Origin of the sequence: Demequina oxidasica (genome assembly GCF_000975115.1) — a bacterium.
In the GTDB taxonomy this organism is placed as follows: domain Bacteria; phylum Actinomycetota; class Actinomycetes; order Actinomycetales; family Demequinaceae; genus Demequina; species Demequina oxidasica.
On the sequence record NZ_BBRE01000001.1, the window covers coordinates 1,261,440 to 1,287,133 of the forward strand.

General features: G+C 64.8%; 20 protein-coding genes. 6 read left to right on the top strand and 14 right to left on the bottom strand.

The features are described from left to right. Positions 1-48: 48 nt before the first annotated feature. Positions 49-1,731, bottom strand: a complete 1,683-nt coding sequence (locus AOP77_RS05790) for an ABC-F family ATP-binding cassette domain-containing protein (protein WP_062210527.1) — start codon at positions 1,729-1,731, stop codon at positions 49-51. Between the two features lie 31 nt (positions 1,732-1,762). Here AOP77_RS05790 and AOP77_RS05795 point away from each other — a divergent pair, with 31 nt between their 5' ends. Next, positions 1,763-2,854, top strand: a complete 1,092-nt coding sequence (locus AOP77_RS05795) for a DNA topoisomerase IB (protein ID WP_062210529.1) — start codon at positions 1,763-1,765, stop codon at positions 2,852-2,854. Positions 2,855-2,864: 10 nt separating this feature from the next. Here AOP77_RS05795 and AOP77_RS05800 read toward each other — a convergent pair whose 3' ends face one another. Beyond that, positions 2,865-4,040, bottom strand: a complete 1,176-nt coding sequence (locus AOP77_RS05800) for a MalY/PatB family protein (protein WP_062210531.1) — start codon at positions 4,038-4,040, stop codon at positions 2,865-2,867. A 97-nt stretch (positions 4,041-4,137) separates the two neighbouring features. Here AOP77_RS05800 and AOP77_RS05805 point away from each other — a divergent pair, with 97 nt between their 5' ends. Beyond that, positions 4,138-4,422, top strand: coding sequence for a putative quinol monooxygenase (locus AOP77_RS05805; protein ID WP_062210534.1), 285 nt, complete (start codon positions 4,138-4,140; stop codon positions 4,420-4,422). Between the two features lie 28 nt (positions 4,423-4,450). Here AOP77_RS05805 and AOP77_RS12350 read toward each other — a convergent pair whose 3' ends face one another. The 3 genes from AOP77_RS12350 to AOP77_RS05815 all read right to left on the bottom strand — a co-directional run bounded on the left by AOP77_RS12350 (position 4,451) and on the right by AOP77_RS05815 (position 5,666). Next, on the bottom strand, positions 4,451-4,597 hold the full coding sequence (locus tag AOP77_RS12350) for a hypothetical protein (protein ID WP_160300055.1): 147 nt from the start codon (positions 4,595-4,597) through the stop codon (positions 4,451-4,453). Between the two features lie 165 nt (positions 4,598-4,762). Then, positions 4,763-5,146, bottom strand: coding sequence for a hypothetical protein (locus AOP77_RS05810; RefSeq protein WP_062210537.1), 384 nt, complete (start codon positions 5,144-5,146; stop codon positions 4,763-4,765). A 28-nt stretch (positions 5,147-5,174) separates the two neighbouring features. Next, a complete protein-coding gene (locus tag AOP77_RS05815) occupies positions 5,175-5,666 on the bottom strand; it encodes an SRPBCC family protein (RefSeq protein WP_062210540.1) in 492 nt (163 codons plus the stop codon). Positions 5,667-5,792: 126 nt separating this feature from the next. Between AOP77_RS05815 and AOP77_RS05820 the strand changes: the two genes are divergently transcribed. Further along, complete coding sequence (locus AOP77_RS05820; protein WP_084622351.1) at positions 5,793-6,434, top strand: GNAT family N-acetyltransferase; 642 nt, start codon at positions 5,793-5,795, stop codon at positions 6,432-6,434. Here AOP77_RS05820 and AOP77_RS05825 read toward each other — a convergent pair. From AOP77_RS05825 to AOP77_RS05860, 8 genes are all read right to left on the bottom strand, one after another. Further along, entirely contained in the window at positions 6,431-7,282 is an 852-nt protein-coding gene (locus AOP77_RS05825; protein ID WP_062210545.1) for an ATP-grasp domain-containing protein, read from the bottom strand. The genes AOP77_RS05820 and AOP77_RS05825 overlap by 4 nt on opposite strands. Positions 7,283-7,291: 9 nt before the next feature. Continuing rightward, positions 7,292-7,831: a phosphotransferase gene (locus AOP77_RS05830; protein ID WP_062210548.1), complete on the bottom strand. Its 540-nt coding sequence runs from the start codon at positions 7,829-7,831 to the stop codon at positions 7,292-7,294. A gap of 21 nt (positions 7,832-7,852) precedes the next feature. Further along, positions 7,853-8,989 (bottom strand): VanZ family protein, encoded by a 1,137-nt coding sequence (locus AOP77_RS05835; RefSeq protein WP_062210551.1) that lies wholly within the window; start codon positions 8,987-8,989, stop codon positions 7,853-7,855. A 139-nt stretch (positions 8,990-9,128) separates the two neighbouring features. Next, positions 9,129-10,412: an MFS transporter gene (locus AOP77_RS05840; RefSeq protein WP_062210554.1), complete on the bottom strand. Its 1,284-nt coding sequence runs from the start codon at positions 10,410-10,412 to the stop codon at positions 9,129-9,131. 18 nt (positions 10,413-10,430) lie between these two features. After that, complete coding sequence (locus tag AOP77_RS05845; protein ID WP_062210559.1) at positions 10,431-11,309, bottom strand: LppM family (lipo)protein; 879 nt, start codon at positions 11,307-11,309, stop codon at positions 10,431-10,433. Then, on the bottom strand, positions 11,306-12,037 hold the full coding sequence (locus AOP77_RS05850; RefSeq protein ID WP_062210562.1) for an LppM family (lipo)protein: 732 nt from the start codon (positions 12,035-12,037) through the stop codon (positions 11,306-11,308). Before AOP77_RS05850 ends, AOP77_RS05845 begins: the two co-directional genes overlap by 4 nt. Positions 12,038-12,083: 46 nt before the next feature. Further along, the gene (locus AOP77_RS05855) at positions 12,084-12,848 is read right to left on the bottom strand and encodes an LppM family (lipo)protein (protein ID WP_062210564.1); all 765 of its coding nucleotides are present in this window, start codon (positions 12,846-12,848) and stop codon (positions 12,084-12,086) included. Between the two features lie 111 nt (positions 12,849-12,959). Continuing rightward, positions 12,960-13,682, bottom strand: a complete 723-nt coding sequence (locus AOP77_RS05860; RefSeq protein ID WP_062210568.1) for an LppM family (lipo)protein — start codon at positions 13,680-13,682, stop codon at positions 12,960-12,962. A gap of 143 nt (positions 13,683-13,825) precedes the next feature. On the opposite strand from AOP77_RS05860, the gene AOP77_RS05865 reads away from it, so the two are divergent. Next, positions 13,826-21,760, top strand: coding sequence for a DUF5979 domain-containing protein (locus AOP77_RS05865; protein ID WP_160300056.1), 7,935 nt, complete (start codon positions 13,826-13,828; stop codon positions 21,758-21,760). Positions 21,761-21,832: 72 nt separating this feature from the next. On the opposite strand, the gene pgm is transcribed toward AOP77_RS05865, so the two are convergent. After that, complete coding sequence (gene pgm / locus AOP77_RS05870) at positions 21,833-23,509, bottom strand: phosphoglucomutase (alpha-D-glucose-1,6-bisphosphate-dependent) (protein ID WP_062210573.1); 1,677 nt, start codon at positions 23,507-23,509, stop codon at positions 21,833-21,835. Between the two features lie 142 nt (positions 23,510-23,651). Here pgm and AOP77_RS05875 point away from each other — a divergent pair, with 142 nt between their 5' ends. Together AOP77_RS05875 and pheA are read left to right on the top strand one after the other, a co-directional pair. Beyond that, the gene (locus tag AOP77_RS05875) at positions 23,652-24,737 is read left to right on the top strand and encodes a glycosyltransferase family 2 protein (RefSeq protein WP_084622352.1); all 1,086 of its coding nucleotides are present in this window, start codon (positions 23,652-23,654) and stop codon (positions 24,735-24,737) included. After that, positions 24,734-25,681, top strand: coding sequence for a prephenate dehydratase (pheA, locus tag AOP77_RS05880; protein ID WP_062210575.1), 948 nt, complete (start codon positions 24,734-24,736; stop codon positions 25,679-25,681). The genes AOP77_RS05875 and pheA overlap by 4 nt, the downstream gene beginning before the upstream one ends. Positions 25,682-25,694 lie beyond the last annotated feature (13 nt).

Consider the following 25,694-nt stretch of genomic DNA (forward strand, 5'->3'; position numbering starts at 1 on the left):
CCGCGACACGGTACGACGCGCCTGGCACGCGCCGGTCGGGCGGCGTGGTCAGCGCTCGCGGTCGACGCGGCCGACGTCCCACACGGGCTCTGAGCTCTCGGTGACATTGCCGTCTTCGCCAAAAACCAAGAACCGCTCAAAGTTGGCCGCGAACCAGCGGTCGTGCGTCACGGCGATGACCGCACCCTCAAAGGACATGAGAGCACTCTCGAGTGACTCGGCGGACTCTAGATCCAGGTTGTCGGTGGGCTCGTCCAACAGCAGCATGGTCGCCCCGGCGAGCTCTAGCAACAGCACCTGGAAACGTGCCTGCTGGCCTCCGGACAGGCTCTCGAACTTCTGCTCCGACGACGCCCCGAGACCGTAACGGTCCAACACGCTCTCGGCTGCCGAACGGTCCAACCCCTTGCGGTGAGCGTCCCCGCGGTGCAGCAGGTCGAGCAGAGTCTTACCCTGCCACTCGGGATGCGAATGGGTCTGCGCGAACCAGCCGGAGCGCACGCGTGGTCCGAGCGCCACGTGTCCAGTGTGGTTGACAGGCTTCGGAGCCACGTCACCCACCGGCTGGTGCTCCACGTCCGGGTCGGATCCACCCGCTGCGAGCAGCCGCAGAAAGTGCGACTTGCCAGAGCCGTTGGCGCCCAGCAGTGCCACGCGGTCGCCGTACCAGATCTCCGTGCTGAACGGCTTCATCAATCCGGTCAGCTCTAGTTCCTCGATCACGACGGCGCGCTTAGCAGTGCGTCCGCCACGCAGCTTCATGTTGACCGACTGCGGCAGCGGAATGGGCTCTGGCTTGCCGGCCTCTTCGAACTTGCGCAGCTTGGTCTTTGCTGCGGCGTAGCGGTTGGCCATGTCGGGGCTGCTGGCCGCTCGCGCCTGCATCGTCCTCACCAAGTCCTTGATGCGTGCGTGCTCCTCGTCCCAGCGGCGCAGGTCCTCTTCCATGCGCGCGATGCGAGCCTCGCGGCCCTCGCGGTACGTCGACCAGCCGGAGGGGTGGATCCACAGCGTGTTGCCGTGGCTATTGCGTTCGAGGGTCGCGACCTTGGTGGCGGCGCGGTTCAGCAGCTCGCGGTCGTGGCTCACCAGCAGGATCGCCTTGCGCGACGCCACCAGCTGCTCCTCGAGCCACAGCTTTCCCGGCACGTCCAGGTAGTTGTCCGGCTCGTCCAGGATCAGCACGTCGTGGTCGTCGCGCAGCAGCGCCTCAAGCACTAGGCGCTTTTGCTCGCCGCCAGACAGCGTTGACACCTCGCGGTCTCGGGCCTTGTCGAAGGAGATCCCCATCGCGGAGACGGTGCACACGTCCCACAGCGTCTCGAGTTCGTAGCCGCCGGCATCACCCCAGGCAATCACAGCATCTGCGTACGCCATCTGATCCTTCTCAGTGCCCGTCTCGTACATGCGGGCTTCCGACGCCGTGGCTCGCTCGGCGAGCGCGCGCAACTTGGGTGGGGCGACAGACAGCAGCAGGTCCGCGACGGTTGAGTTGTCGCGCACGGAGCCGATGAACTGCGTCATCACCCCCAGGTTTCCGGTCACGGCGACGGTGCCTTCGTGCGGCGCGAGGTCGGAGCGGGCGATGCGCGTCAGGGTGGTCTTGCCGGTTCCGTTGGGGCCCACGAGCGCGACCACGTCGCCCTCGCCCACCTTGAAGGTGACGTCGCGCAGCAGCATGCGTCCGTCGTCGAGGGAAAAAGAAACGTCGCTTATCTGAAGATGGCCCACCCCAAAAGGGTACGCGGGGTACAAATGAGTTATGGCACGCTTACGGCGCTCGCGCCCCTCGTCTCCTGGTCTGGCGCGTCGTCGTGCAGGCCGTGGTTGGGTTTTCCTCGATGAAACGGGTTCGCGGATTTCCGATGCGACGGTGATCGCTCGCTGCAGGGAGCTAGTGATTCCTCCCGCGTGGACAGATGTATGGATCTGCCCGTGGCCCAACGGTCACCTGCAGGCCATGGGGACCGATGACGCGGGACGGCGTCAGTACCTTTATCACCCCGCATGGCGTGAGGCCCGCGATCGTGAGAAGCATCAGCGCGTTCTTGAGACGGCGCACGCCCTGCCGGCCGCCCGCGACGCGGTGAGTCACGACCTCACACTCGCTGATATGTCGCGTCGGCATGTCTTGGCCGTGGCGTTCCGGCTCCTGGACATTGGGCTCTTCCGAGTAGGAGGTGAGACCTACGCGCTGGACAACGGCTCCTACGGCCTTGCGACCCTGCGACGGGATCACGTCACCGTGGGTGGCGACGGGATCACGTTCGACTACGTCGCGAAGTCCGGCAAGCAGCGCACCCTGGTACTCCGCGACGATGCGTGTGCCGAGGCAATCTCGACTCTCAAACGCCGCGGCGACGACGACCCCGAGCTCCTCGCGTGGCGTGAGTCCACGTCTCCCGCCACGTGGAGGGACATCACCAGCGGCGACATCAACGAGTACGTGCAGGAGGTGGTGGGCGGGCACATGTCAGCCAAGGACTTCCGGACCTGGCATGGGACTGTGCTGGCCGCGACAGCACTCGCGGAACTACCCGCCGCCGCGGACCTGAGCGCCACCAAGCGCACGCGTGAGGTCGCCTCCGTCATGCGTCGGGTCTCCGAGGTACTGGGCAACACGCCGGCGGTGGCGCGCGCCTCGTACGTCGACCCTCGCCTAGTCGACCTGTGGGAGGACGGCTACTCGATCGCTCCTGCGCTCGCGGACGATGACGTAGAGGACCTGCGCGAGGCGTACGACCATCAGCGAGACGCGTGCGAGCGCGCCACTCTCGCAATCTTGACGACGGCGCCTCTGCGCATCAACGCCGCCCTGAGGCGCGTGAAGGGACGCACCAAGCGGCGTCGGTAGGCAGCGTCTCCTACCCCATGACGTGAGCGATGCGGTTGATTGCCTCGGTCAGGATGGCCGGCGACGTCGCGAAGTTGATGCGCACGTGGCCCTCACCCCCCGTGCCGAACGTAGGCCCAGAGTTGAGCATGACGCGGGCCTCGCGATGCAGGAACTCCGACGGGTCCTCCCCGCCTAGGTCGTAAGCGCTGAGGTCGACCCAAGAAAGGTAGGTCGCCTCCGGCCACGTGTAACCCGCCTTGGGAAGCTTCTCCGCGAGCAGCGCGCCAAGGAGGTGGCGGTTCGCGTCCAGTCCCGCGACCAGGTCGTCGAGCCACTGCCCGCCTTGCGTGTAGGCCGCGGTCTGGGCGAGCGCGCCCAGCTGGCTGGGACCGTGGCGCGGGACCGACGTGTAGCGAGCTAGGTCCGCGGTCGAGTCGGTGCCTGCGATCAGCAGTGCAGCCGGCACCCCCGCGAGGTTCCAGGCCTTGGAGGCGGACATCAGCGAGAAGGCATCGGCCCGCTCGCCGGCAACGGACAAGTACGGCGTATAGGAAGCGTCGGTGTAGACCAACGGTGCGTGGATCTCGTCGGCGACCACCCGCACGCCGTAGCGAGCCGCGAGAGCTGCGACGGCCTCGAGCTCCGCGCGCGTGTGCAGTGTGCCCGTGGGGTTGTGCGGGTTGCACAGCAAGTAGGCGGCCGGACGCCCGCCGGTGGTGGCGCGCTGAAAGGCGGCCTCCAGCGACTCGAGGTCGATCCGGAAGTCCGCGCCCAGCCGGGACTCCTCGATGCGGCGACCGGCACCCTTGACGAACGAGAAGAACGGCGGGTACGCGGGCGGGTTGATGATTACAGCGTCGCCCGGGTCGGTCACCAGCGTGATGGCGTCCGTGTAGCCGGTGATGACGTCCGGCACAGCGACGATGTGTTCGACCGCCAGCGTGGGCCAGTCCCAGCGCTCGGCGGCGAAGCTCACGAGTGACTCCTCGTACGCGGTGCCGGTGCGGTAGCCCACGTCCCCGGTGGCGACGGCCCTAGCGAGGGCGTCGCGAACGGGGGGCGCGAACTCGACGTCCATTTCCGCCACGTAGAGCGGCAGCACGTCCGGCTCAAAGCGCCCCCACTTGGCGCTGGTGCGCGCCTTCAACGCGTCCAGCGTGGGAACGGTGAGCGGATTGGGTCGGGGCGAGGCAGGCACAGTCATACCTCCAGTGTGGCACTTGGCTGCGGCGCGCGGCCAACCCCAGTTCCAGCGCTCGCTATCGTGGAGGCAGCGTTTCACATCTACGACGGAGGCATTCATGTACGGGCTAGTGGGAAGCATGTTGGTACTGCCGGAAAACAGGGGCGTGCTCCTCAGCGCGCTCGCGGACGCGTCGGCGGACCTTCCGGGGTGCCTGAGCTACGTCGTCGCGGCCGATGCCGAGGACCCGAGTCTGGTCTGGGTCACCGAAGTGTGGGAGACCAAGGAGGCGCACGCGGCGTCATTGGAGCTTGACCACGTCAAGGAAGCGATAGCCGCAGCCAAGCCGGTGATTCTGGGCTTTGGCACTCGGGTTGAGACGGCTCCAGTGTCGGTTCGCTAGAGCGTCGGGCCCGGCTCACTCCGCATCTTTAATTGCGGAGGCCGTGCTCTTCTGCCTCCGGTTCCACAGAGAACGCATATTCGCGCCAGGTCTCGTACGCCTCGGGAGTCTCGACGCGATGGCGGGGCAAGATGGCGGGGAAGCCGGAATCGGACGCGGGGTCGTGCGACTTCATTGAGCGAGCCTCTCTGGCCAGTGACGCGGGTTGCGCGGCTGGGGGAAGTTGCGGGCTAGTCGCGGGTAGCGGTGCGCGCAGGTATTCGGCGGATGTGCCGGGGTACTGATCAATTCTACAAGCGATGACACGGCGGCGGTGGGCACTAGGTCCCGTTGCCAGCGATCAAACAGCGGGGCCTATTCTCGCACGAAGCGCGGCCTCCAGCGCTGGAATGTCCCCATAGACGGCGTCCAGGTCCCGCGACGTCAAAGCCTCGACCCATGTGCCGTCAACCTTGGCAAGAACCAATGCGAGTTCACGCCCGGAGGCCGCAGCCGCGACGTCAGGAGGCATCTCGTTGCGGTGAAGCAGGCGGAACGGCACGCCCAAGCGTGCGACCATCGCCTTCCACTCCGGCTTGCGGCGAATGGGCGAGTGAGTGATGTCGCACAGCGCACAGTGCTTGGTTCCGATGAGGTGGCCCACCACGTAGGTGAGTTCTCCACGCACGCCGCCGTCGGCATCGTAGATGCCTACGTACTCGCTCGCGCGGGTGGTCTCGTTCATGCGCTGACCCTACCTCGGTTGCGCCTGGCTACTTGCGTTCGTCGCGAGGCATCATCTGGCGGAGTAGCGCGTCGAGGCCCGCGCTGGCCTCCCGTTCGCGCTCGAGGCCACCCAACTGCAAGTAGCCCTGTAAGTTGCGATTGGTTAAGAAATCTTGGGTGGTGACGACCTGCGTGCCACCGGGGATCTCGGAGAACTCAAGCCGGATTTGTATCCCCGCATCGGGAAAGATCTCCGAGGTGCGCGACTGCACAATGAGTTCATGGCGCTCGACCTCGGTGTAGTGACCGTAGAAGCTGAACTCGTTGCCCTCAGGGTCCCGCTGCACCACACGCCAGGTGCCGCCCGCCTCAGGGTTGGTGTCCACCCAAGTGTTCTCATAGCCGGTGGGTGCCCACCATTCCTTGAGGTAGAGGGCCTCTGTGTGAGCCAGCCACACTTTGTCCAGCGGGTAGGAGATGCGCTCGACCATGACGATCTGCGGAGGCTCCTCGGATACCTCGATGTTGAGGTGGATCATGTCGGTCCCTTGGCTTGTGTCGCACTTGACGCAACAGTCGGCGATCCACACGGCTGAGTCCGTGTACCTCCTAGAGTGCTGGCACGGCGCCGTGCCGGTCAAGCAACCGCGCCGTACCCTGGGACTATGAACTTGTTTAGACGCCCCAGAGTGGTCATACGCGACGCCTCGGCGGCCGATGCTCGGGGGATTGCCGAGGTGTTGGTCGACTCGTGGCTGGCCGCGTACGAGGACCTTATGCCGGCCGAGCTCCTTGCAGGGATCTCCGTGGGCGAGCGGCACAAGCAGCTCGCCGCCGCCCTCTCCGCTCCCACCCCACCAGGAGCCGTACGGCTAGTCGCCGAGTTTCAGGGCGTCATCGTTGGCTTCGCCAACGCGGGCGTGCCGAAAGACAACAAGCCAGCCGCCGATGCCGGGGCTCGCCGGGCCATCGCCGCGCCCGCCGCGGTTGTTTCCGACGGAGTAGGTCCCGACGGAGAGGTCGACGCCGAGGGGCCCGGCCCTCGGCGCATCGGCGAGTTGGCAGTGTTGTATGTGTCGTCGTTGCATTGGCGCGAGGGGATTGGGCGCAAACTCATGCGAGTCGCCATCAAGCGGCTACTGGCTAACGAGTGCGACGAGGTTCGGGCCTGGGTCGTCGACGGCAACGAGCCCGCCTTCACGTTCTTCCAGCGCCAGGGGTGGACGCGCTCCGCGGTGCAGCGCAAGGAGATCATGGACGGCCACCTGATCCACCAGACGCGGGTGGACTTCCGCCTGATCGACTAGGAAAGCAACGCGCGGAAGGCCGCGGCGGCGCGCTCCGGAGCACCCTCGCTCAGCCCCAAGAACAAGCTGGGCTCGGTCAGCTCGAGTTCGAGCACTACCGGGCCGTCCGGGGTTGGCAACAGGTCGACTCGCGTGTAGGCGAGCGCTGGCAGCGACGCGACGATGGCGTCCCCGAGTTCGCGTTCGGCGGTTGAGGCGTGCGTACCCACCACCTTCTCGTCGGCATAGATTCCGGTCTCCCACGACATGTCTCGCGACAGGATTGCCGCCTTGCGCGCGGCGTGAGAGAACTCACCACCCACGTACATCAATGCCGTCTCGCCCACCTCGTCGATCTGGGCGAGGTACGGCTGGATCATGGCCGTCTTGCCGCTGGCATGAAGCGCGTCAATGTGTGCGCGGGCCGCGGCCTCGTCCCCGTCAAAGAGCTTGGCCCCGTTGGAACCGGCCCCCACAGACGGCTTGACCACTAGGTGGCCGTCGAGGGGCACCACCACGTCATCGGGAATCGCCTGGCCCGGGTCTACGAAGGTCGTGGGGACTACCGGGAATCCGCGTGCCGCGAGGTCCGCAAGGTAGCGCTTATCCGTGTTCCACTGGATGGTCTGGAGCGGGTTGTGCAACGTGGAAACTCGAGAGACGCGCTCTGCCCACAGCAGGAACGCGTCTAGGTTGTCGTGATAATTCCATGTCGAGCGCAGGATGACGGCGTCATACGCGGCCCAGTCCACCTCCGGGTCGTCCCAGCACACCAGTTCCGCCTCGGGAAGGTGGGGAAGCAGCATGGTCTCGTCGGCATCGGGAACGGGCAGGTCGACGGTGGTCACGAGAGCGATGCGAGCAGTCATGCCGCCAGCCTATGGGGCATTGGGGGTCGCGATGGTACCCATCCAGCGAGCGTGCGCTGTGTACATGTGTCCCCATGCCTGGTGGTCAGGTGAGTCCTGGTGTGTGCACCAGCGGGCCATGGATTCGAGCCGTGCACCAGTCACGTGTAGGACGGAGGTCAGCGGGACCTCTCCATACGCAGCCATGAACGTGGCGGCGGGTACGGGATCGTGCTCGATCCATACATCGGTGGCCCTGCGCGGAAAGCTGGCTGTGGCATCGTGCCATTGCCGCAGGGCCCGCGCGACGGAGGTGAGGACCGCGGCATCGCCCCGGAAGTCGGCCTCGCCGCCGGCAACCTCGCCCTCGATGAAGCCCAGCACCTCGCGGCCCCGGCCGTCGAATCCGAGTGGCTCGGGCACCCAGGTCACGCCGCGCTCGCGGACGTGAGTCAACAGTCGCTGTACGGTGGCGCTCTGCGGGCTGGCCGCGCGGCGCACGGTATCGCCCACGCGCACCACTGCACCGTTGACGTTGCCGCCAGTCAGCTCAACCTCGTGCTCGCTCATGTCATGGCCCCCACATGCCCGTTACTCGATGCGAGGCAGCACCTGGGTTTCGGACGCGGCCATGTGCTGGTCCGCCCGGATTGCGGGCCGGGTGCGGGTGAGGGTGACCGAGGCTAGCTCGGACACGGTCCGGTTGTCGCGTCGCACCACCGCGCACGCGAACTCGATCATGGGCACTACGAAGACGTAGATAAACGGCAGGAGCGCCATCGGCAGCCATCGCACCGCAAATCTCACGGTGACCTGCCACAGCGCGGCATGGCGTCGGGGTGAGTTGAGTCGCGCGGGCGCGATGTTGACGGTGACCTGGCCTGGTGTGGCCCTGTCGCGGCGCAGTGCCGGGAACAACCACGCGATCGCGAGCGCCGCGACCAGCACAATGACGAGGGGGATCTTGCCGGAGGCGAGCAGGTCCTCCGCCGCCTCGCGCCCGTCGTTCAGTGCGACGAAGAAAGCCTGGACGCCCTGCGCGGCCACTGCGAGCACCGCGATCAGCGCGAGGTCGATGAACCCGGCCAGGGTTCGTCGTCCCAGTGACGGCGGGGCCAGGTCCGGGACCTTCCTAGGCGTGGTGAACGGCAGGATGCTGATGGCGATATATGAGATGACCACGCCCACCACGCCGCCGATGGTGTTGGCCACGACATCGTCGACGTCGAGCAGGCGGTACGGGCAGGGGTAGATTCCCCAGAACCCCGTGCCCTGAGTCGCCTCGATGAGCCCCGAGGCCAGGAACGCGGCGAAGATGACGCCGAACCCGTTCCACCGGGTGACCTGATGCAGGAAAAAGGCGAACGGGACAAAGAGCAGCACGTTGAACGCGACTTGGAGGAATATTGCGGAGGTGCTGGTGGCCTCCCAGCCGATCACCGCCGCCTGGCTGGCGATGGGCTTGATCGAGGCGAACAGGTCCGTCTGCCAGTAGTCGCGCAGGTTGGGCGAGGGGCACTCGACGGAACTCGGCCGTGGCATCGGGAACACCGTGAAGGCACCCAGCGCGACCGCCGAACCCAGCAGTCCCAGTGCGGAAATCATGGGCCATCCGCGCAGGCGTCCGTAGCGTCGCACCACGCGCGCGAGGATCGGCAGCATCGCGAGGGGGATGAGTGCGCCGGTGGCAAACACTGTGACAAGCGCGTTGACGCGGTACTGATCCATGTAGCCGAGCCTAGGCTAGCGGCGTGACTTCTTTGGTGCCGGTGCCCGATATCCGAACCCGGCTACGGTATTGCTGAGGGACGCGGCCGCGCCCGGATCCGGGACGTTCGTCTGGGCGGGGAGGTGCTGACGGGATTATCTACAGCTTGGGGCCCAAGGGAGGCTGCTCGACGTACTCGTCGAGCTCGTGCACCTCGTTGGGCGCGGGGGCGTCCTCCGCCTTGGGATCGTTGTCGAGACGCTCAGTGCCGTTGCGCAACATGGGGATGGTCAGGACGGCGATGCCGAACGCCGCGAGACCCGCGCCCGCCGAGGTGTAGAGCCCCGCGTGAGCTCCCCCTCGCTCAATCAATACCCCGGCAATCCACGCGCCGAGCGCGACACCGGCGCCCATTCCGATCCGCACCCAGGCCATGCCCTCCGTGATTTGGTCGCGCTTGACGACGCGTTGCACCACGGTGTCCGCATTGGTGAGGGAGGGGGCGATTGTCGCGCCCGCGAGGAAGCCGATGATGGCGAAGACCACCAGGTTGGGCGAGAGGCTGATGGCGGTGAAGCCGAGCCCGAGGAAGAGTGCACCAATCACGGTGCGCTTCCATAGCGGAGTCTTCCATCGGCGGGAGCCGTAGAACAGGCCGCCCACGAACGATCCGGCGGAGACGATGCCGAGCAGCACCCCCGCCCAGGCCTTGTGGCCCTGCTCGTCGGAGAACGCCACCGTAGAGATGTCGAAGGAACCAAACATGGTGCCGATGCCAAGTGCGATCAGCGTGACAGCGATGATCGCCGGCGGGACGCGCCACCCCAGGCCCACGCCGCCTGTCTCCTTGCGCGTAGGGGGCTGGGTGCTACGTTGCGGCAGCAGAATGGCGATGCCGATCACCATTGCAGTGGCGGAGATGATGATGCCAAGCGGCGGGTAGATCGCTGTCGCGAGAATAGTCGCCACAGCTGGGCCACCAATAAACAGGATCTCGTCCAGGACGCCCTCGAGCGCGAAGGCCGTGTGAATGTCGTCATCGGACTCCAGAATGTGCGACCAGCGTGCACGGGTCAGCGAGCCGAGCGGGCCGGAAAGGGAGGCGAGCACCACCGCGATCCACAACGCCCACTCGGGGCCGTGAGTCATCGCGGTCCAGATCGCGAGGATGGCACCGGTGACGTGCAGGATAGTCAGCGGCCACATCACGGCCGCCTGGCCAAAGCGGTCCGTAAGTCGTGCGGTAGGGATGGTCTGCAGTGCCCAGACCAGGACGCCGATTGCGGCCACGCGCCCGGCCATCTCGTAGCTGTCGTACTGAATTTGCACCATCAGAATGACCGAAATGTTGAACATCGAGATCGGCAGCCGTGCGAGTAGGCCCGCAAGGGCGAAGGCCTTCGCGCCTGGAATCTTCAGGATTTCGGAGTAGGTTGACAGCACCTACTTATGCTCTCACCTTTATTGCTGCGGGGACCGTGGTGTGGGGTCGCCCTCGGCGTGAGGTCGGTCACCTGAGGCGCCCATGACTGGCGGAGGAAGCGAAGTGGAGCGCTGACGCCGCTTGTCTTGGCGAACCAGGAGGGCAGCGCCGCCAATCACCGAGGTGAACGCGGTGAGGATCAGCGCCCACTTAATGAAAGGCCACCAGTCAATCTGAGTGGAGTCACCACCCACGAGGCGAATGTCGCGACCGGAGAGCACGTCTGCGGCGCCGAGGGTGACAGTGTTGCCGTCAATGTCGCCCGCACTAGCCTCGCGCACCAGCCCGGGAAAGGTGTAGCTGACCTCGAAGTCGATCGCGCTTCCCAGCGCGGCGATGTTCCCACCGCTGAGTCCTAAGGAGCCGAGGTCGACGCCGCCCAAGGGGCCATCGCCAGCTCCAGGAGAAGGCGACGCCTCAGCATCGGCCGGATCGGGCCCCGCCATCAGCACCACAAAGGAGTCGCCCTCGTGAGAGATGCTCGCGGTCGCGCCAAAGCCTGCCGTGACCTGAGAGGCCGCCTCATTGAACTCGCTGAGCGGCAGGTCGGTCATGGTGAGTTCGACCCCGCGCAGGTCCTCGTCCTCGTAGTCTTCTAGAGTCACCTGATCCGGGTACCTTGCCTGGAGGTCCTTGAGCTCCGCGCTATCTCCGAGGCTGCCGGTGAGCTCGCGGACATTGATGCCGGCCTGCTGACTCACTTGGGTGGCAACGGAGTCGGTAAACGCGACAACCACGTGCTGCGAGAACGTGTCGTCCGATCCGATGCTGGTGTCGGAGTCGATGCGCACGCACCCGGCGAGCGTGACGACCGCGAGGACACCAATCGCGAGGAACTTGGCTGGGGTGCTCGTCATTTAATTTTCGATTCCTCAGGAGGCGTGGAGATTGAAGGCTGCGGCCCGACGGGCTTGGGCTGCGAGACCGTGACACGGGTGGGCGCGGTTGCGGCCCCACGGTTGCGCATGGCGAAGAACAATACGATCGCGACCCCGAGCAGCAGTGCGATGCCGATCGCGGTGAAGAGCCAACTGGGGGTGTCCGTCGTCGCTTCCGCGCCGCCCACCGCATGGAGTTCTGCAGGTGCATTGGTGAGGTCCCACGTCACGGTGTGGCCCTCGCGGGAACCGTTGTGCTCGGTCACCTCGCCGGGGAACGTCACGCTGAGCCACATCTGCGCGGAGTCGGGGATGTCGGCACCGCCCGCCGCGATATTGGGGTCAACCGGCCCGTTGACGACGTAGTTCTCGCCGTCGCGCGAGATCGTGAAGTCACCCGCGTCGAGCGCGAAGTTTCCTATTGGCTGCCCGTCAAAACTCACCTTTTGGCCCACATAGCCATCCTGCTCGTACTTGTTCACCACGGCACCGTCAAAGCTGGCCGTGGTCTCGCCAAAGAGCTGTTCCGCGGCCTCGGCATCGGTCGTGTCTAGCAGTTCGCCGATGCCCTCTTGAAGCGCGAGCACCATGGTGCCGTCCACCGTGTCCTCAGGCGTGAGCGTGAGGTCGATCTGGACCCGGACACATCCGGTGAGCGCGGCCGCCACCAAGGTGGCGATCGCGGCGATCCGGAACGAAGTCTTCATGCCCCCACTGTCCCATATGGGCCGTTCTCTCAGGGTTGCGGCGCGTTCACTTGCGCGGTGGAGCGGGACGGGGCTGGTGGGGAGCCGACGCCGCAGCTGGCCTGCGTTGTTTGCCCGGCGTACTTGGTGGGCGCTGAGGACTTGCACTTGTGGGGCGGGGGCGGGCGGGTTGCTTGCGGTGTGGCCCGTTCGTGGCGAGGAACCGCGACCGCAGCACGGCGCCGGCGGACCCCAGCACCAGAACGGTCATGAGGATCGCACCGAGGGGAGAACTTGAGCGGACCGCGGAGCCACGGGCGGTGAGAACGTCGGGCCCACCCACGAGGTTCCACGTGACTGTGTTGCCTTCCACGGTGCCGTTCGACTCGGTCACCGGCCCAGGGAACTCGATCGAGACACGCAAGTCGGCGCCCTTGAGGGACTCGGCGTCATCCTCGGACACCTCTGAGGACGGGCCACTCACCACGAACTCGTCACCCTCACGGATCACCCCAAAACGGTCGTCCGTGGGTGCGAATCTCGCCAGGTTCTCACCGCGAAACTCGACCTGCACACCGGTAAAGCCGTCGTCCCTGTAGACGCGCTGCATCGAGTGAGCCAATTGCGAGGCCAGGCCAGAATCGTCGTACATGTTCTGCGCCGCCTCAGCGTCGCTGATTCCCAGGGCGTTACCCGTACCGTTCTCCACGGCCACCACGTAGGTGCCGTCCACGGTGTTGTCCGGCTCTAGTCGCAGATCGGCGGTGAAGCGCATGCAGCCGCTTAGCGTGGCCGCACCTATGACGGCGACCAGCGCGAGGCGCAGGGGCATCTTCACGCGCCAAGGGTGACACGGTGACGGCGGATTCTGACGGAACACACGCTGGGATACGGCGGGTTGAGGGTATGCCTCACTCGCAAACCGACGATGCTGGTGGCCGGCTTAATCGAGCCTGCGATCCTCCGGGTGGAATGACTGACCCTGGGGTAGCGGTGCAGCCGTCGGGGCAGATGCGGCGGACCCGGGAGATCGGCGTGATCCAAGAATGAGCACGACGACACCTGCGATGACTACCAGGGCGACAAACCCGATGGCGAGCCACAGCCAGATCGGAACGCCCGAGTCGGGGCTAGCCGCGCCGCGTGCGTAGAGGTCATCGGAGTCCTGCTTCAGGTCCCACGTCACGGTGTTTCCCTCGACGGTGCCGTTTGTCTCCACCACCTTGCCGGGGAACGTGATGGCCAGGGTGGCCACAGCATCGTCTGGAAGCTCGCCGAGGTCCGCGGACTCGTTCGAGCCGTACGTCCCAGCGACCACGTATTCGTCACCTTCGCGGCTGATGCGCATGTCATCGGAATCGAGGTTCAGGGCCGCGAAGCTCTGGTCTTCGAAGGTCGCCTTGGTGCCGATGTAGCCGTCCTCGTTGTACTCGGTGACGGAGGCTCCTTCTATGCCCTCCCCCAAGTCGCCAAAGAGTTGGTCCGCCGCCTCCTGGTCACTGGTGGCGCCGAGCTGCTCGCCAGCGCCCTCCTTGATGGCCATCACGTAACTGCCGCTCGCGGTGTCGTGATCGCTGAGTTCGAGGCTCATCTCCATGCGCATGCACCCGGAGAGCGCGGCGACGCTCACGACGGAGAGAACGAGGACACGGAGAGTCTGATTCATTCCAACAGTGTGGCAGATTGCGACTCCTTTTAGGCCTGCCCGAGATAGCGTAAAATCCGAGCAGGCATCGAGAATGGTGCCGAGAATCTAAGGGAGTTCGGTCGATGCGGTCGTGGTCACGGTTGACGAAGTTTCGACGATGGGTGAGCGCAGCGGCTATCGCCGCGTTGACGATGACCGGGTTGGCCATAGTCGCCGGACCGGCCGCCGCGGAGGAGCAGGCAGGCCTGCTCATTACCAAGTCGGCGTCGGTGGACACTGTCGAGCCAGGCGACGCGTTCTCGTACACCATCCAGGTCAGCTGCATCTATTCGGGATCGATTACCCCATCCGGTTGTGTCAACGCCACCGTCAGCGATGTGGTGCCCGCCCAGTTTTCGGTCACGAGCGTGCTCGTCACCAATTACTCCGACTACCTCTACGAGCCGGCAGGTAACGACGTAAGCGTGGTCTTCACCAGTGCGTTCTTGGATCCGGTGGATGGAATAGGCATGATTGGCGGCTCGACTGCAACCGTCACTATCAATGTGATTGCGGACAACCTCAGCTACGAAGATGACGCGCAGGACATCGAGAACACCGCGACCTTCAGCGCGGACAATCCGAATACCCCGCCTGCGTCGGATACCGCGACAGTGGTCCCCACCGTGCCGCTCACACTGGATACTGACGTCACCAAGGCCTTCCGCCCAGAGTCAGGGATCGCGTCGGCGGGCGAGCCCACCACAATCGACATCTCGGCGCTGAACACCTCCGATGCGGGCGTCGACTCGTTGGTCGTGACTGAGCCGGCGGACCCGACTGCCACCCCGAATCCCTTCGATACTTTGGCGTTTGACTCCCTTACCATTAGTCAGTTTCCCGCTGGCGCAGACACGGTGCAGGTCGACGTCTACACCGCTGGAGGGTGGGTGAATGGCACGCCCGGCCCCGCGGCGGTGATTCCGGGTGGGGTAGACCCCGATGACGTCCGCGGAGTGCGCGTCACCTTTACCAGCTCGACTGGGACAATTAGTCCGGACCCTGACGGCGAGGCAATCGTCAGCATCGACGTCACGCAGCGCGACCAGGGAACCATCGACGGCGACATCACGGTGCCGAACACAGTGCAGTCCGACGTCTCGCGCGACGGCATGATGGCGTCAGATACAGGTGACGCGACGTACACGATCCTCGGCAACGTGCCCGATGTCGACGCGACCAAAACTTTTGATCCGCAGTACGTCGCGCACGGCGGCACCTCCGATGCCACGATTACGGCGCAGAACACCTGGACCGATTCCGTGACGGACCTATCAGTGGTGGAGCCCGCAGTCGCGTCCGGCGCGAGTGTGTATGACCCGGGGTTTTCCGATGCGATGACCTTCGAAGGGTTTGCCTCTGCCCCGGTGTGGCCCGCCGGCGCCACGGGCGCAAGCATTACCTATTACTACGCTGACGGCACTGACGAGACGGACTCCTTCGCCGAGGGAGACCTGCCACCCGACCCAACGGGCACGGGCACCGTGGTGCGCTTCAGCGTCGACTTCACGGGTGATATTGATCCCGGCGCAGAGGCCACGGTGGTCCCCACGCTGGGTACGGACCCCGACGACCCGGCGGCGGTGACTGAGATAGTCAATACCGTGACCGGTACGGCCACGGCGCCATCGGGCGCGACAGGCACGGACGATGCTTCCGACAGCTTCCTTGCATATCTTCCGCATGTGGACCCGGTGACGGACAAGACCATCACCCCAAACACCATTCTGGGCTACTCGGGCGAGTGGGTGGTGCTACAGCTGCCCTCGGGGCCTGCCCCGCTCCCCAGCGATCCCAACAATCCTGTGTCGCCCTACTCCACATCGAACGCGAACACCATCGTGGTCCAAGACCCGCTGCCCCAAAGTGACACTGACGACACCCCTCAGCAAAGTGACTTCTGGGATGCGTTCAACCCCACCGAGATTAGCGACACCGTAGTGCCGGCCGACTCGAGCCTGCAGGTGAACTATTGGGACGGCGACGCCTGGGTTCCGCTCGCCGGGCCCATTGACGGCGCCACGACCTGGTCCTACGACATCGCCGGCGAGGCTCCGCCCGCACCTGAGGACATCGGTGGCCTGCAGTTTGTCTTTACGAACCCCGCGCCCAACGGCTTCCAGCCCGGGGACACGGTGCAGCCGAACATCGTCATGGACTTTGATCCCACTGCCAATGTGGCGTTCCCCGCAACCATCGAGAATTGCTCCGGTGCGAGCGTGTCCGCACTCGGTGCCGCAGTCTCACCCGGAGCCGAGGCCTGTGACTCGGTACTGGTGGTAGACCCCGACGATCCCGACGGCCCCGGCGTGGGAGACATCGTCGACAAACAGTGGCAGGACCAGACCATTGGTGCGCGAACGCGCGACGAGGCAACCGCGCGCATTCTGTGGTCAACCGGCGGCTACTCCAACGCGGACTCGGTCACCCTTACCGACATCCCCAATCCGACTTCAGACACCACCGATTCCGTCTATGACGCGTTTGACCTGGTGAGAGTCAACGCCATCACCCCCGCCACGGATCAGTACATCGCGTATGACGCGGTTCAGTCGGTGCAACTGTTCAACGGCACTTCGTGGGTCGAGGCCTCGAATAGTCCGTGTGGCACGACCCCGGCAGCGTGCGCTGGGCAACTGCCCGAGATCGCCCTCACAGCGGCTGAGCAGGACTCGACTCTCGCGGTCAGGCTTGTCTTTATCGAGAGTCCGAACCGCGTCGACGATACCGATCCGCTCTCACCCCCCGTCGGCTCTGGGGTGGCACGGTCAATCGACAACACCCGCCCGGTAGACCTCACGTTCCAGATTCGTGACTATCGGCGCTCAGACCCCACCACCGCGGTCACCGCCGACGAGGTTTATAACGTGGTCGACGAAACGGGTGATGTACGCAACACGGTGAATGCCACCGCGGATTTCACCGACCGTGACGACATTAGCCAGTACGAGTTCGACGACATCGTCATCACCTACGTGCCGTTCGATGTCTCCGCAACAAAGACGTGGCAGGGCGGTCCCGTGGGAATCCCGCCGACCGGAACGGACGAGGAGGACTACCCCAGCACCCGAGTGACGCTCGAGGCCACGAACGACTCATTGGCGTACGCCGACACGATGCGTATCGCGGATCCCGCAGCCTTCTTCGACGAAACCAGCACGGGTGCAGACGCCAACGGTTCGCCTTTTGACTATTTCAATCTCACGGGTTTTGTTTCTATCACGCCCCCCGACTCTGCCGACCTGGACATACCGGTGGACGGCGTGGGTGACGCGACGACCCTAGTGACCGTGTTCCGAAGCGGCACCATCCCACTGACGGGCGATATCGCCACGGCCTTGGCGTGGACCAAGTCGGATCTAGCCAATGCGATCGGCGTCGAGGTGACGTATGACGGGCGTATTGAGCCGGCCAGTACCGGCACCGTGGTCTTTGACCTGCAGCTGCGTACCGAGGTGCGTGGCACGACGGAGCCGGTAGACGATGATGACATCGACCACATTGAGACAAACCTCGCAGGCGCGAACCTTGATGATGACGGGATGAGCCAGGCAGATCTTCCCTTCGATACTGCGTCCGCGGCTGTGAGGCTCACAGAATTTGTGATCGGGATGACGGTCGAAAAGGGCTTTGCCCCCATCGCGAGTGACACCCCGGACCCCACAGGATTCGTGCAGACCGAGCCCACGAATGACGAATTCGTCATGACGCTCACCGGGTTCCCCGTCGAGGGTGCTCGCGCCACGCAGATGGAGATACGTGACGTAGACCCAACGTTCTGGAATGTTTACGAGTTCGTGGGCTTCGATCCCAGTTTTGACTTTGCTCAGCCGATTGATCGCATCAAAGTTGATGCGGTCGTGGACGGCACCTTTGTGGGCGACCTTGGGGGAGCTCTGACTGTCACCAACCAAGACACCATTCCTGGAGTGGCTGATACCGCCCCAGCACTACCGACTGGAGTAGAAGCCGCCGATGTTCAGGGTTTGGTTCTCACGTATACGCGTGACGACGGAGCCCAATGGGAGAACTCGGAGGAGCCCCATCAGTCGATTCCGATAATTGTGAAGCGTCGGGATGTCATGCTGACGGGCGACGAGCCGCCCACTGACTTGCCTGGGAATCTTGCCGCCCCGGATGAGGCAGATGCGGGTGTGTCGGTCAACACGATCGACGGCACGGTTACCTCTTTCCTGGAGGTGGGAGGAACTCCCCTCACTGCGGACTCAGATCCCGTTGATGCCTCCGTGTTGTACGCGCACTCTCCTACATCGGTCACCGTAGAAAAGTCGCCCTCTGGAGCCCAGAGCCCCGGCTCCGTCATCCCATATTCGATGACGTTCACTAATGATGGCCCCACTCCCATCTATAACCCGGTCTTCACCGACACATTGCCGTACGACGCCGATGGCTCGATCCTGCTGATCAACCCCAACGACATTGCGCTCGGCGTCAGCCCCTACGGCTACACCTTGACCGGCACCGACCCGGATCCTGCTGAGGGAGCACCGCTACCCACCGACCCCGCCGATGTGACGGTGGTCGAGGCCATCGATGACATGCCGCCCACGATCGAGTTCTCGTTTGCTGGGGATACGGCGTTGGCTCCAGGGCAGGCGTACACGATCACGATGAACCTCATCGTTCGACCGGGCTTCCCAGCAGACCGAGACATCACTAACACCGCAACCGTCGAAGGCGACCGCCCTTTCGATGAGTGCAGCGGTGCAACCCAGGACCCTCCCGCGGACTCCTGCAGCAATGACACGACAATTAACTTGAGCCCGGGCACGGCAATCCGCTCCGGCAAGCTCGTGAAGTCTGATGACGATGAACTTGGCGTAATGTCGACGGTTGCCGACTACACGTGCGTACCAGGACCTGACGGCTTCTACGCTCCGCCGTGTGTGCCGATCACTAAGCCTGGCGGCACGGATACCTGGCGCCTCGCCCTTGAGAACACGGGCACCGTCAACATTACGCAGTTGGTCGCGGTAGACACACTCCCGACGCCGGGCGATACCGGAGCGATCAACCCCGTCCAGCGTGGTTCCGCATGGACTCCCGAGCTACTGAATGAGTTGCCGACTGTTGCGGGTCCTGGGGGCACGTACGCCCTCTACGGAACGACCGACGCGCAGCCGTGCACCGATGACCTGACTCCGTTGAGTTCCTCGTGCCCGGCGGGTTCCTGGACTGAGCTAGAGCTGAGTTCCGACCTGGTGGGGCTGACCGGACTCAAACTTGAAGTGACGTTCGCGCAGTCGACGCCTCTCGAGCCTGGTGAGTATGTCACGGTCGATATTCGTACGGTGGCGCCGGCTATTTCTCCCACAGATGGTCCCGACACAATTGCGTGGAACAGCGTGGCAACTGGGGGCGTCGCTCAGGGAGACACCGAACTACTTCCCACCGAGGGCAACAAGGTAGGTGTCGCCCTGGCCACGGGACCCATCAGCATTGAGAAGACTGTGAGCGGGGATGCCGCAGGTCAGTACGCACCGACCACATTCGACGTTCAGTTGGTATGCACGTCGGCGGGCGACGAGGTCTACCGCGAGGATTACACGCTGACGGCAAACACCCCAGTGACGGTGAACGATTTGCCTTGGGGCGCCGAGTGCGAGATCGAAGAGGGCGACAACGGGCAGTGGAGCTCCACCAGCCAGACGGCGATCGTGGGCAGGGACACCGATCCTGTCGGTGAAGTCACACTCGACAATGACTACGAGTACGCGTCTTTGGACGTGTCTAAGAGCGTGGTCGGCGACGGAGGCGCGTCTTGGACCGACCCGGCGGACGCGGGGCCATTCTTGGTGTTCGTTCAATGCCAGTACCTCGGCGAGGCCGTCTTCGCGGACGGCTACAGTGCATCGGTTCCTATGACTGCCTTGCTACGCGATAGCGACGTCCTCTCGCTAGAGAACCTTCCCGCAGGCGCTGACTGTACGGTGACTGAGATTACGGCTCAAGGGGCAGACAGCACCACGGTGGTTGCCACCACCGCAGACGGTTCCTCGACACAGGACGGCCAAACCACGCCGATATCGCTGACGCCCGACGACCCAGGCACCACTAATACGGTCGAGATCATCAATCAGTACGCGCTCGGCACTCTTACCATTGACAAGACTATTGCCGGCCCTGGAGCCACGAAGTTTGGTGCCGGCCCGTTCGTCTTCTCTGTACACTGCGTGTACGACCGACCCTTCCCCCTTACCGACATCGTCACATACGACGGCACGGTGAGTGTAGGCGGCAGTGACCCGCTGTCGACCAGCATCAGCGGAATCGTCACTGGCTCCGTTTGCACGGTCTCCGAAATTGACGCCGGGGGAGCGGACACCTGGTATCTCAATGGTGTCGACGCGCAGACTGAGGTAGAGGTGACGATCGGCGACCCGGATCCCAATATCACCATCAACGCGCTGAACTACTTCGAAGACCTCGTCTCTCTTGACGTGAAGAAAATCGTGGACCCGGCGGCGCAGGACGCAGACGGCAACGTTCCCGACCTTGGTACGTTCCCCGTTGAGGTGGAGTGCATCTACCGTGAGAACACTCCGTATGTGAAGGAAGTCCTGGCGACGGGTTACACCTCAAGCCCCATGCGTAAGGAACTCGCCAACCAGGAAGTTTGGACCCTTGAGGGTCTACCGAGCGGGAGTACCTGCACGGCGACAGAGACCGACACCAAGGGAGCGGACAGCACGACGACGACCGCAACTAACGCCAATGAAACCGTCACGACCGACGCCACCGTGGCATCGGTCACCTTGACCGAGAACGGTCCTCTGGGCGGGACGACCAACCACTTCATCTTTGAAAACAGCTTTGACGTGGGCTCACTCACGCTACGGAAGCTCAGGGACGGTCCCGGCGTTGAGGACCTTGGTGCGGGTCCGTTCACCTTCCACATCGAGTGCAGCCTGTTGACGCCGTTGCCGGTTCGATCGACGTATTCGGGCGACATAACGCTCACCGAAGAACCGTGGACGCAGACAATTGACGGAATCGTCGCCGGTTCGCTCTGCGCCATCACTGAGACCGATGTGGGGGGCGCGGACTATGTCGAGTTCACGAACTCGCAAGGGGATCCCACCGAGGCACACGTGATCATTGGCGCGGATGCCGTGGTGACGGTGACGGCCACGAACTACTTCGAGCAACTCGCCTCTTTAGAGGTAACCAAGACGGTCGCGGACAACGTGCAGTTGGCAGATGGGTCCTCGCCGAATCTGGGGCCGTTCCCGGTTCGCGTGCAGTGCGTGTACGGGGACGGGACGCTGCACAAGAAGACTGTCTACGCCGAGGGCTACAGTCAACTACGTCCCATGGATGTGGCGCTCTCGCCCGGCGAGACTGTGCTCTTTGAAGGACTGCCCGCGACGTCCGACTGCACGGTGACGGAACTTTCCAACGGCGGCGCGGTCGGTACCACGACCACAGTGACAACGGCGGACGTCGGTCCAGACACGACGGAGGGCGCGACGGCTGCTGTGGTTCTGACACCCGATGACCCAGACGTCACCAACACAGTGGAGTTCGTCAACGCCTACGCTGCGGGATCGCTTGAGATCATCAAGCAGGTGACCGGTGACGGTGCGGAGTCGTTGGGCGATGGCCCCTTCAGTTTCCACATTGAGTGTGTGTTGGAGCGCGATGTGCTTGCGGACGCCACCACCTACACGGCGGACATCACTCTGGGGGGCGACCAGCCGCTGTCGACGACGATCGATGGCATCGTTGCGGGCTCCGAGTGCACCGTCACGGAGACGGATGCTGCCGGTGCGGATCAGACCACATTCCAACCTGGCGGCGGTGACGCGGACGAGGGCGCGATGGTGCAGATTGATGCCGATGCCACAGTCACGGTGACAGCGGTCAACCAGTTTGACCTACCGCCGACTCCCGGGCCGGACAACGGAGGCGGCGACCTGGCGGGGACCGGCTTCGACAACTGGGGCTTTGCGTGGCTGGGCGGTGCACTCGTACTCATCGGCGGTGTGCTACTGGTGGTCCGCCGCAAGCGCACGCCGGAGCATCGCGACCAGTGACTGCGTAGGTGAGGGTCACGTCCAGGCGGACGCGACCCTCACCGAGCAGCAAGCGATGGAGATTTGGGGCAGTTAGCCCTCGAGCGCCTCGCTGACGACGTCTTTGGCCTCGGCCTGAACCTCGGCGAGGTGAGACTCGCTCACAAAACTCTCGGCGTAGATCTTGTAGACGTCCTCGGTGCCGGAGGGGCGCGCGGCGAACCACGAGTCCTTGGTCGTCACCTTGAGCCCACCGATCGCGGCTCCGTTGCCCGGCGCGCTGGTGAGTTTGTCCTCGATGCGGTGCCCGGCCAGGGTGGTGGCACCCACCTGTGCCGGCGACAACTTCTTGAGCGTGTCCTTTTGAGCGGGAGTAGCCGGGGCGTCCACGCGTGCGTACCAACTCTCGCCCAGCTCGTTGGTGAGTGAGCGGTGCAGGGTCGACGGGGACGAGCCGGTGGTCGCGGTGATCTCGGAGGCCAGCAGCGCCAGGATCAGGCCATCCTTGTCAGTGGTCCACACGCGGCCGTCGCGACGCAGGAAGCTGGCGCCGGCGGACTCCTCGCCGCCAAAAGCGACTTCGCCGGACAGCAGGCCGGGCACGAACCACTTGAAGCCCACAGGTACCTCAACCACGGTGCGGCCGATGCTGCGGCCCACCCGGTCGATCAGGCTCGAGGACACCAGGGTCTTGCCGATCTTGGCTCCGGCGGGCCACTGGGGCCGAGCGCCGCCGTACAGGTAGGCGATGGATGCGGCCAGGAAGTGGTTCGGGTTCATGAGGCCGCCGTCGCGGGTAACGATGCCGTGGCGGTCGCTGTCCGCGTCGTTCCCGGTAGCGATGTCGTACGGGGCGTCGCCTGTCGCCATCTTCTCGCGCAGCGAGGCCATCGCGTAGGGCGAGGAGCAATCCATGCGGATCTTGCCGTCCCAGTCGAGGGTCATGAACGCCCAGCGGGGGTCTACCGTGGGGTTCACCACGGTGAGGTTGAGCTTGTGCTCCTCGCCGATGGCTCCCCAATAATCCACGGCCGCGCCGCCTAAGGGATCCGCTCCAATGCGAACGTCCGCATTGCGGATGGCGTCGAGGTCGATCACCGACGGTAGGTGGTCGAGATAGAGCTTGAGGAAGTCGAAGCCCTCGGTCGTGTCCGCAGCCCGCGCCTTCGCGTATTGCATGCGCGGAACCTGGCGCCATTCTCCCGCAAGGATCTCGTTCGCGCGGTTGGCGATCCACTGGGTTGCATCCGTGTCCGCAGGGCCGCCGTGAGGGGGGTTGTACTTGAAGCCGCCGTCGCGCGGCGGGTTGTGCGAGGGCGTCACGACGATTCCGTCGGCTAGACCCTTTCCGGACGTGCGCAGGCCCGCCTCGTCGACCGAGCCGTTCGCCACCAGGATCGCGAGGGAAACCGCGGGCGTAGGCGTAAAGCCGCCGCGGCTGTCGATGCGCACGCGCACACCGGCAGCAGCGAGCACCTCAAGCGCGGTTTCCTGGGCGGGACCGGACAGCGCATGGGTGTCCTTGCCGATGTACAGCGGTCCGTCGATTCCTTGACCGCGCCGGTACTCCACAATCGCCGCGGTGGTGGCGACAATGTGCGCCTCGTTGAAGGCGGTGTCGAACGCGCTACCTCGGTGTCCGGAGGTGCCGAAGACCACGCGCTGGGTCGCGATGCGGGGATCGGGAACCAAGTCGTAGTACTGACCGATCAGGTCGTCGGTATCGATGAGATCTTCGGGGAGGGCAACTGTTCCGGCGCGTGGGTGCATGGCTCTACTCTTCCACCTCAGCGCCCACTGCGGCAATGGCACGGGCACTTTGGTTACACCGCGCCTGAAAAAAGGTCACGAAAGTGCAAGGAAGAGGCAAAATCGGAGTTGACCTGGCATCGGCGCTCGCTAGGCTGAGCACGTGGAAGAATCCGTCGAGCCCGATGCTCCCCTTGGTGCCGTCGACGGCGCGGCTCCGAGCGCTGCGGCTAAGCGCCGCCGCAGGAACACGAATGCTCAGGCCAAGTCCGCCACCGCACCGCCTGAGACTCTTGTCGCGGCATTGATTATTGCCCATGACCAGGCCCGACGCATCGCGGCCACGGTCCGCGCCGCCCGGGCAATTCCCGGAGTCGACCTAGTCCTCGTCGTAGACGATGGCTCGACAGATAACACCCAGGACCTCGCACGCAAGGCCGGTGCCGTGGTGGTGCGCCACTCGCATCATCGCGGACGTGCCGAGGCGGCGCAGACGGGGGCATCAGTCATCGCCATGCGCGACGAGCCCGGTGCCCCACCCCGTGCCATCTTGCTGTTGGACGGCGCGCTCGGGAACTACGCGATTGGGGCCGCGCAGCTGGTTCCAGCGGTCACCGAGTCCGTCGCGGACCTCGCGATTGGATTGACCGTGGGGGGGAACACGGCAGCAGGGGTTTCCTCGGCCGCCGCACGTAAGGCGATCGAACGGGCCTCACACTGGGTACCGCGTCAGCCGCTGAGCCGCATCCGCTGTATGACCCGTGAGGCACTCGAGGCCGCCTTGCCGCTGGCTCGTGGCGACGGTCTCGAAGTCGGGATGACGTTGGACGTCCTGCACGCAGGGCTCCTGGTTTCCGAGGTGGAGTGCGAGATCCGGCACAAGCCCATTCGCAAGGCAAAGCGAACCCCCACCCAACGCCTCAAACGACTGCGCGACGTGCAGATGGCGATCGGCGCGCGACGTGCGCGCGCGATGGTGTCGACCACTACCGGGGCCGTCGTCAACGCGCTGCCCTTCGGTGGCTCCACCGAGATACCGACCCGCTCCGCGGAAGCCAAGGAGCCCGCTGAGTCGAACGATCCCGCCTTGAACGCGATGCCAGCCGAGCCTGCCGCCCCCGCATCGGCCGGCAAGCCCGCACCAAAGAGGGTCGCCCCCAAGAAGAAGCGCGCGACTTCCACGCCAGTGGGCGGGACCAAGGCTGCCGCAACGAAGAAGCCGCCCGCTGCCTCAAAGGACTCCAAGTGACCGCTCTGCCCCGATACGCGTACCTGGGCCCCGCGGGGACCTTCACCGAACTCGCGCTTCGCCGGATCGTTGGCGACAGCCCGGTCGAGGATGTGCCGTGCGTGGACGTGCTCACGGCGCTCGGCTCGGTGCGAGACGGCAGCGCCGACTTTGCGGTGGTCGCGATTGAGAACACGGTAGAGGGCGGCGTGACTGCAACGCTGGACACCCTCGCGGCCGGATCGTCGCTGGTGATCCTCGGTGAGGTGGTGCTGCCCGTCGAGTTCGAGTTGGTTGCACGCCAAGGGACCGGCCTGAGCGACATCACGCGAATCGGCTGCCACTCACACGCGTGGGCTCAGTGCCGTAGATGGGCGCATGCCGAGCTGCCAGACGTGAGCCTCGTCGCCGCGTCGTCCAATGCCGCGGGGCCGACGCTCCTCGCGGACCCCGCCCTCTCGCTCGAGGACGTGGGCTTCGAGGCCGCACTCGCTCCTCCCGGCTCTGCCGAACTTTTTGGCCTCGAGTTGCTCGCGGAACACGTCGCTGACAATCCGCACGCCGCGACTCGCTTTGTGCGGGTGGGCCGGCCTGGGGCGGTACCCGAGCCCACTGGAGCGGACAAGACCACGCTCGTGGTGCATCTGCCGACGGAACGCGCGGGGGCATTGCTTGAGATGCTTGAGCAGTTTGCCGCCCGTGGCGTGAACCTTTCTCGCATCGAATCGCGACCCATAGGCGACCGCCCAGGTGAGTACTCGTTCTCGATTGATGCGCTCGGTCACGTGGCTGAGGCGCGCATGGCGGAGGTGCTGATCGGCCTCAAGCGCACGTGTCCGCACGTGGTGTTCCTGGGGTCGTACCCCGCCGTCAACTCGCCGCAGACGCCCATAGTTCCGGGCACGTCGAATGCCGACTTTGAGTCCGCCCGCGACTGGGTGCGGGGCCTACGGTCGGCCGACTAGGCCCCGCGCTCAC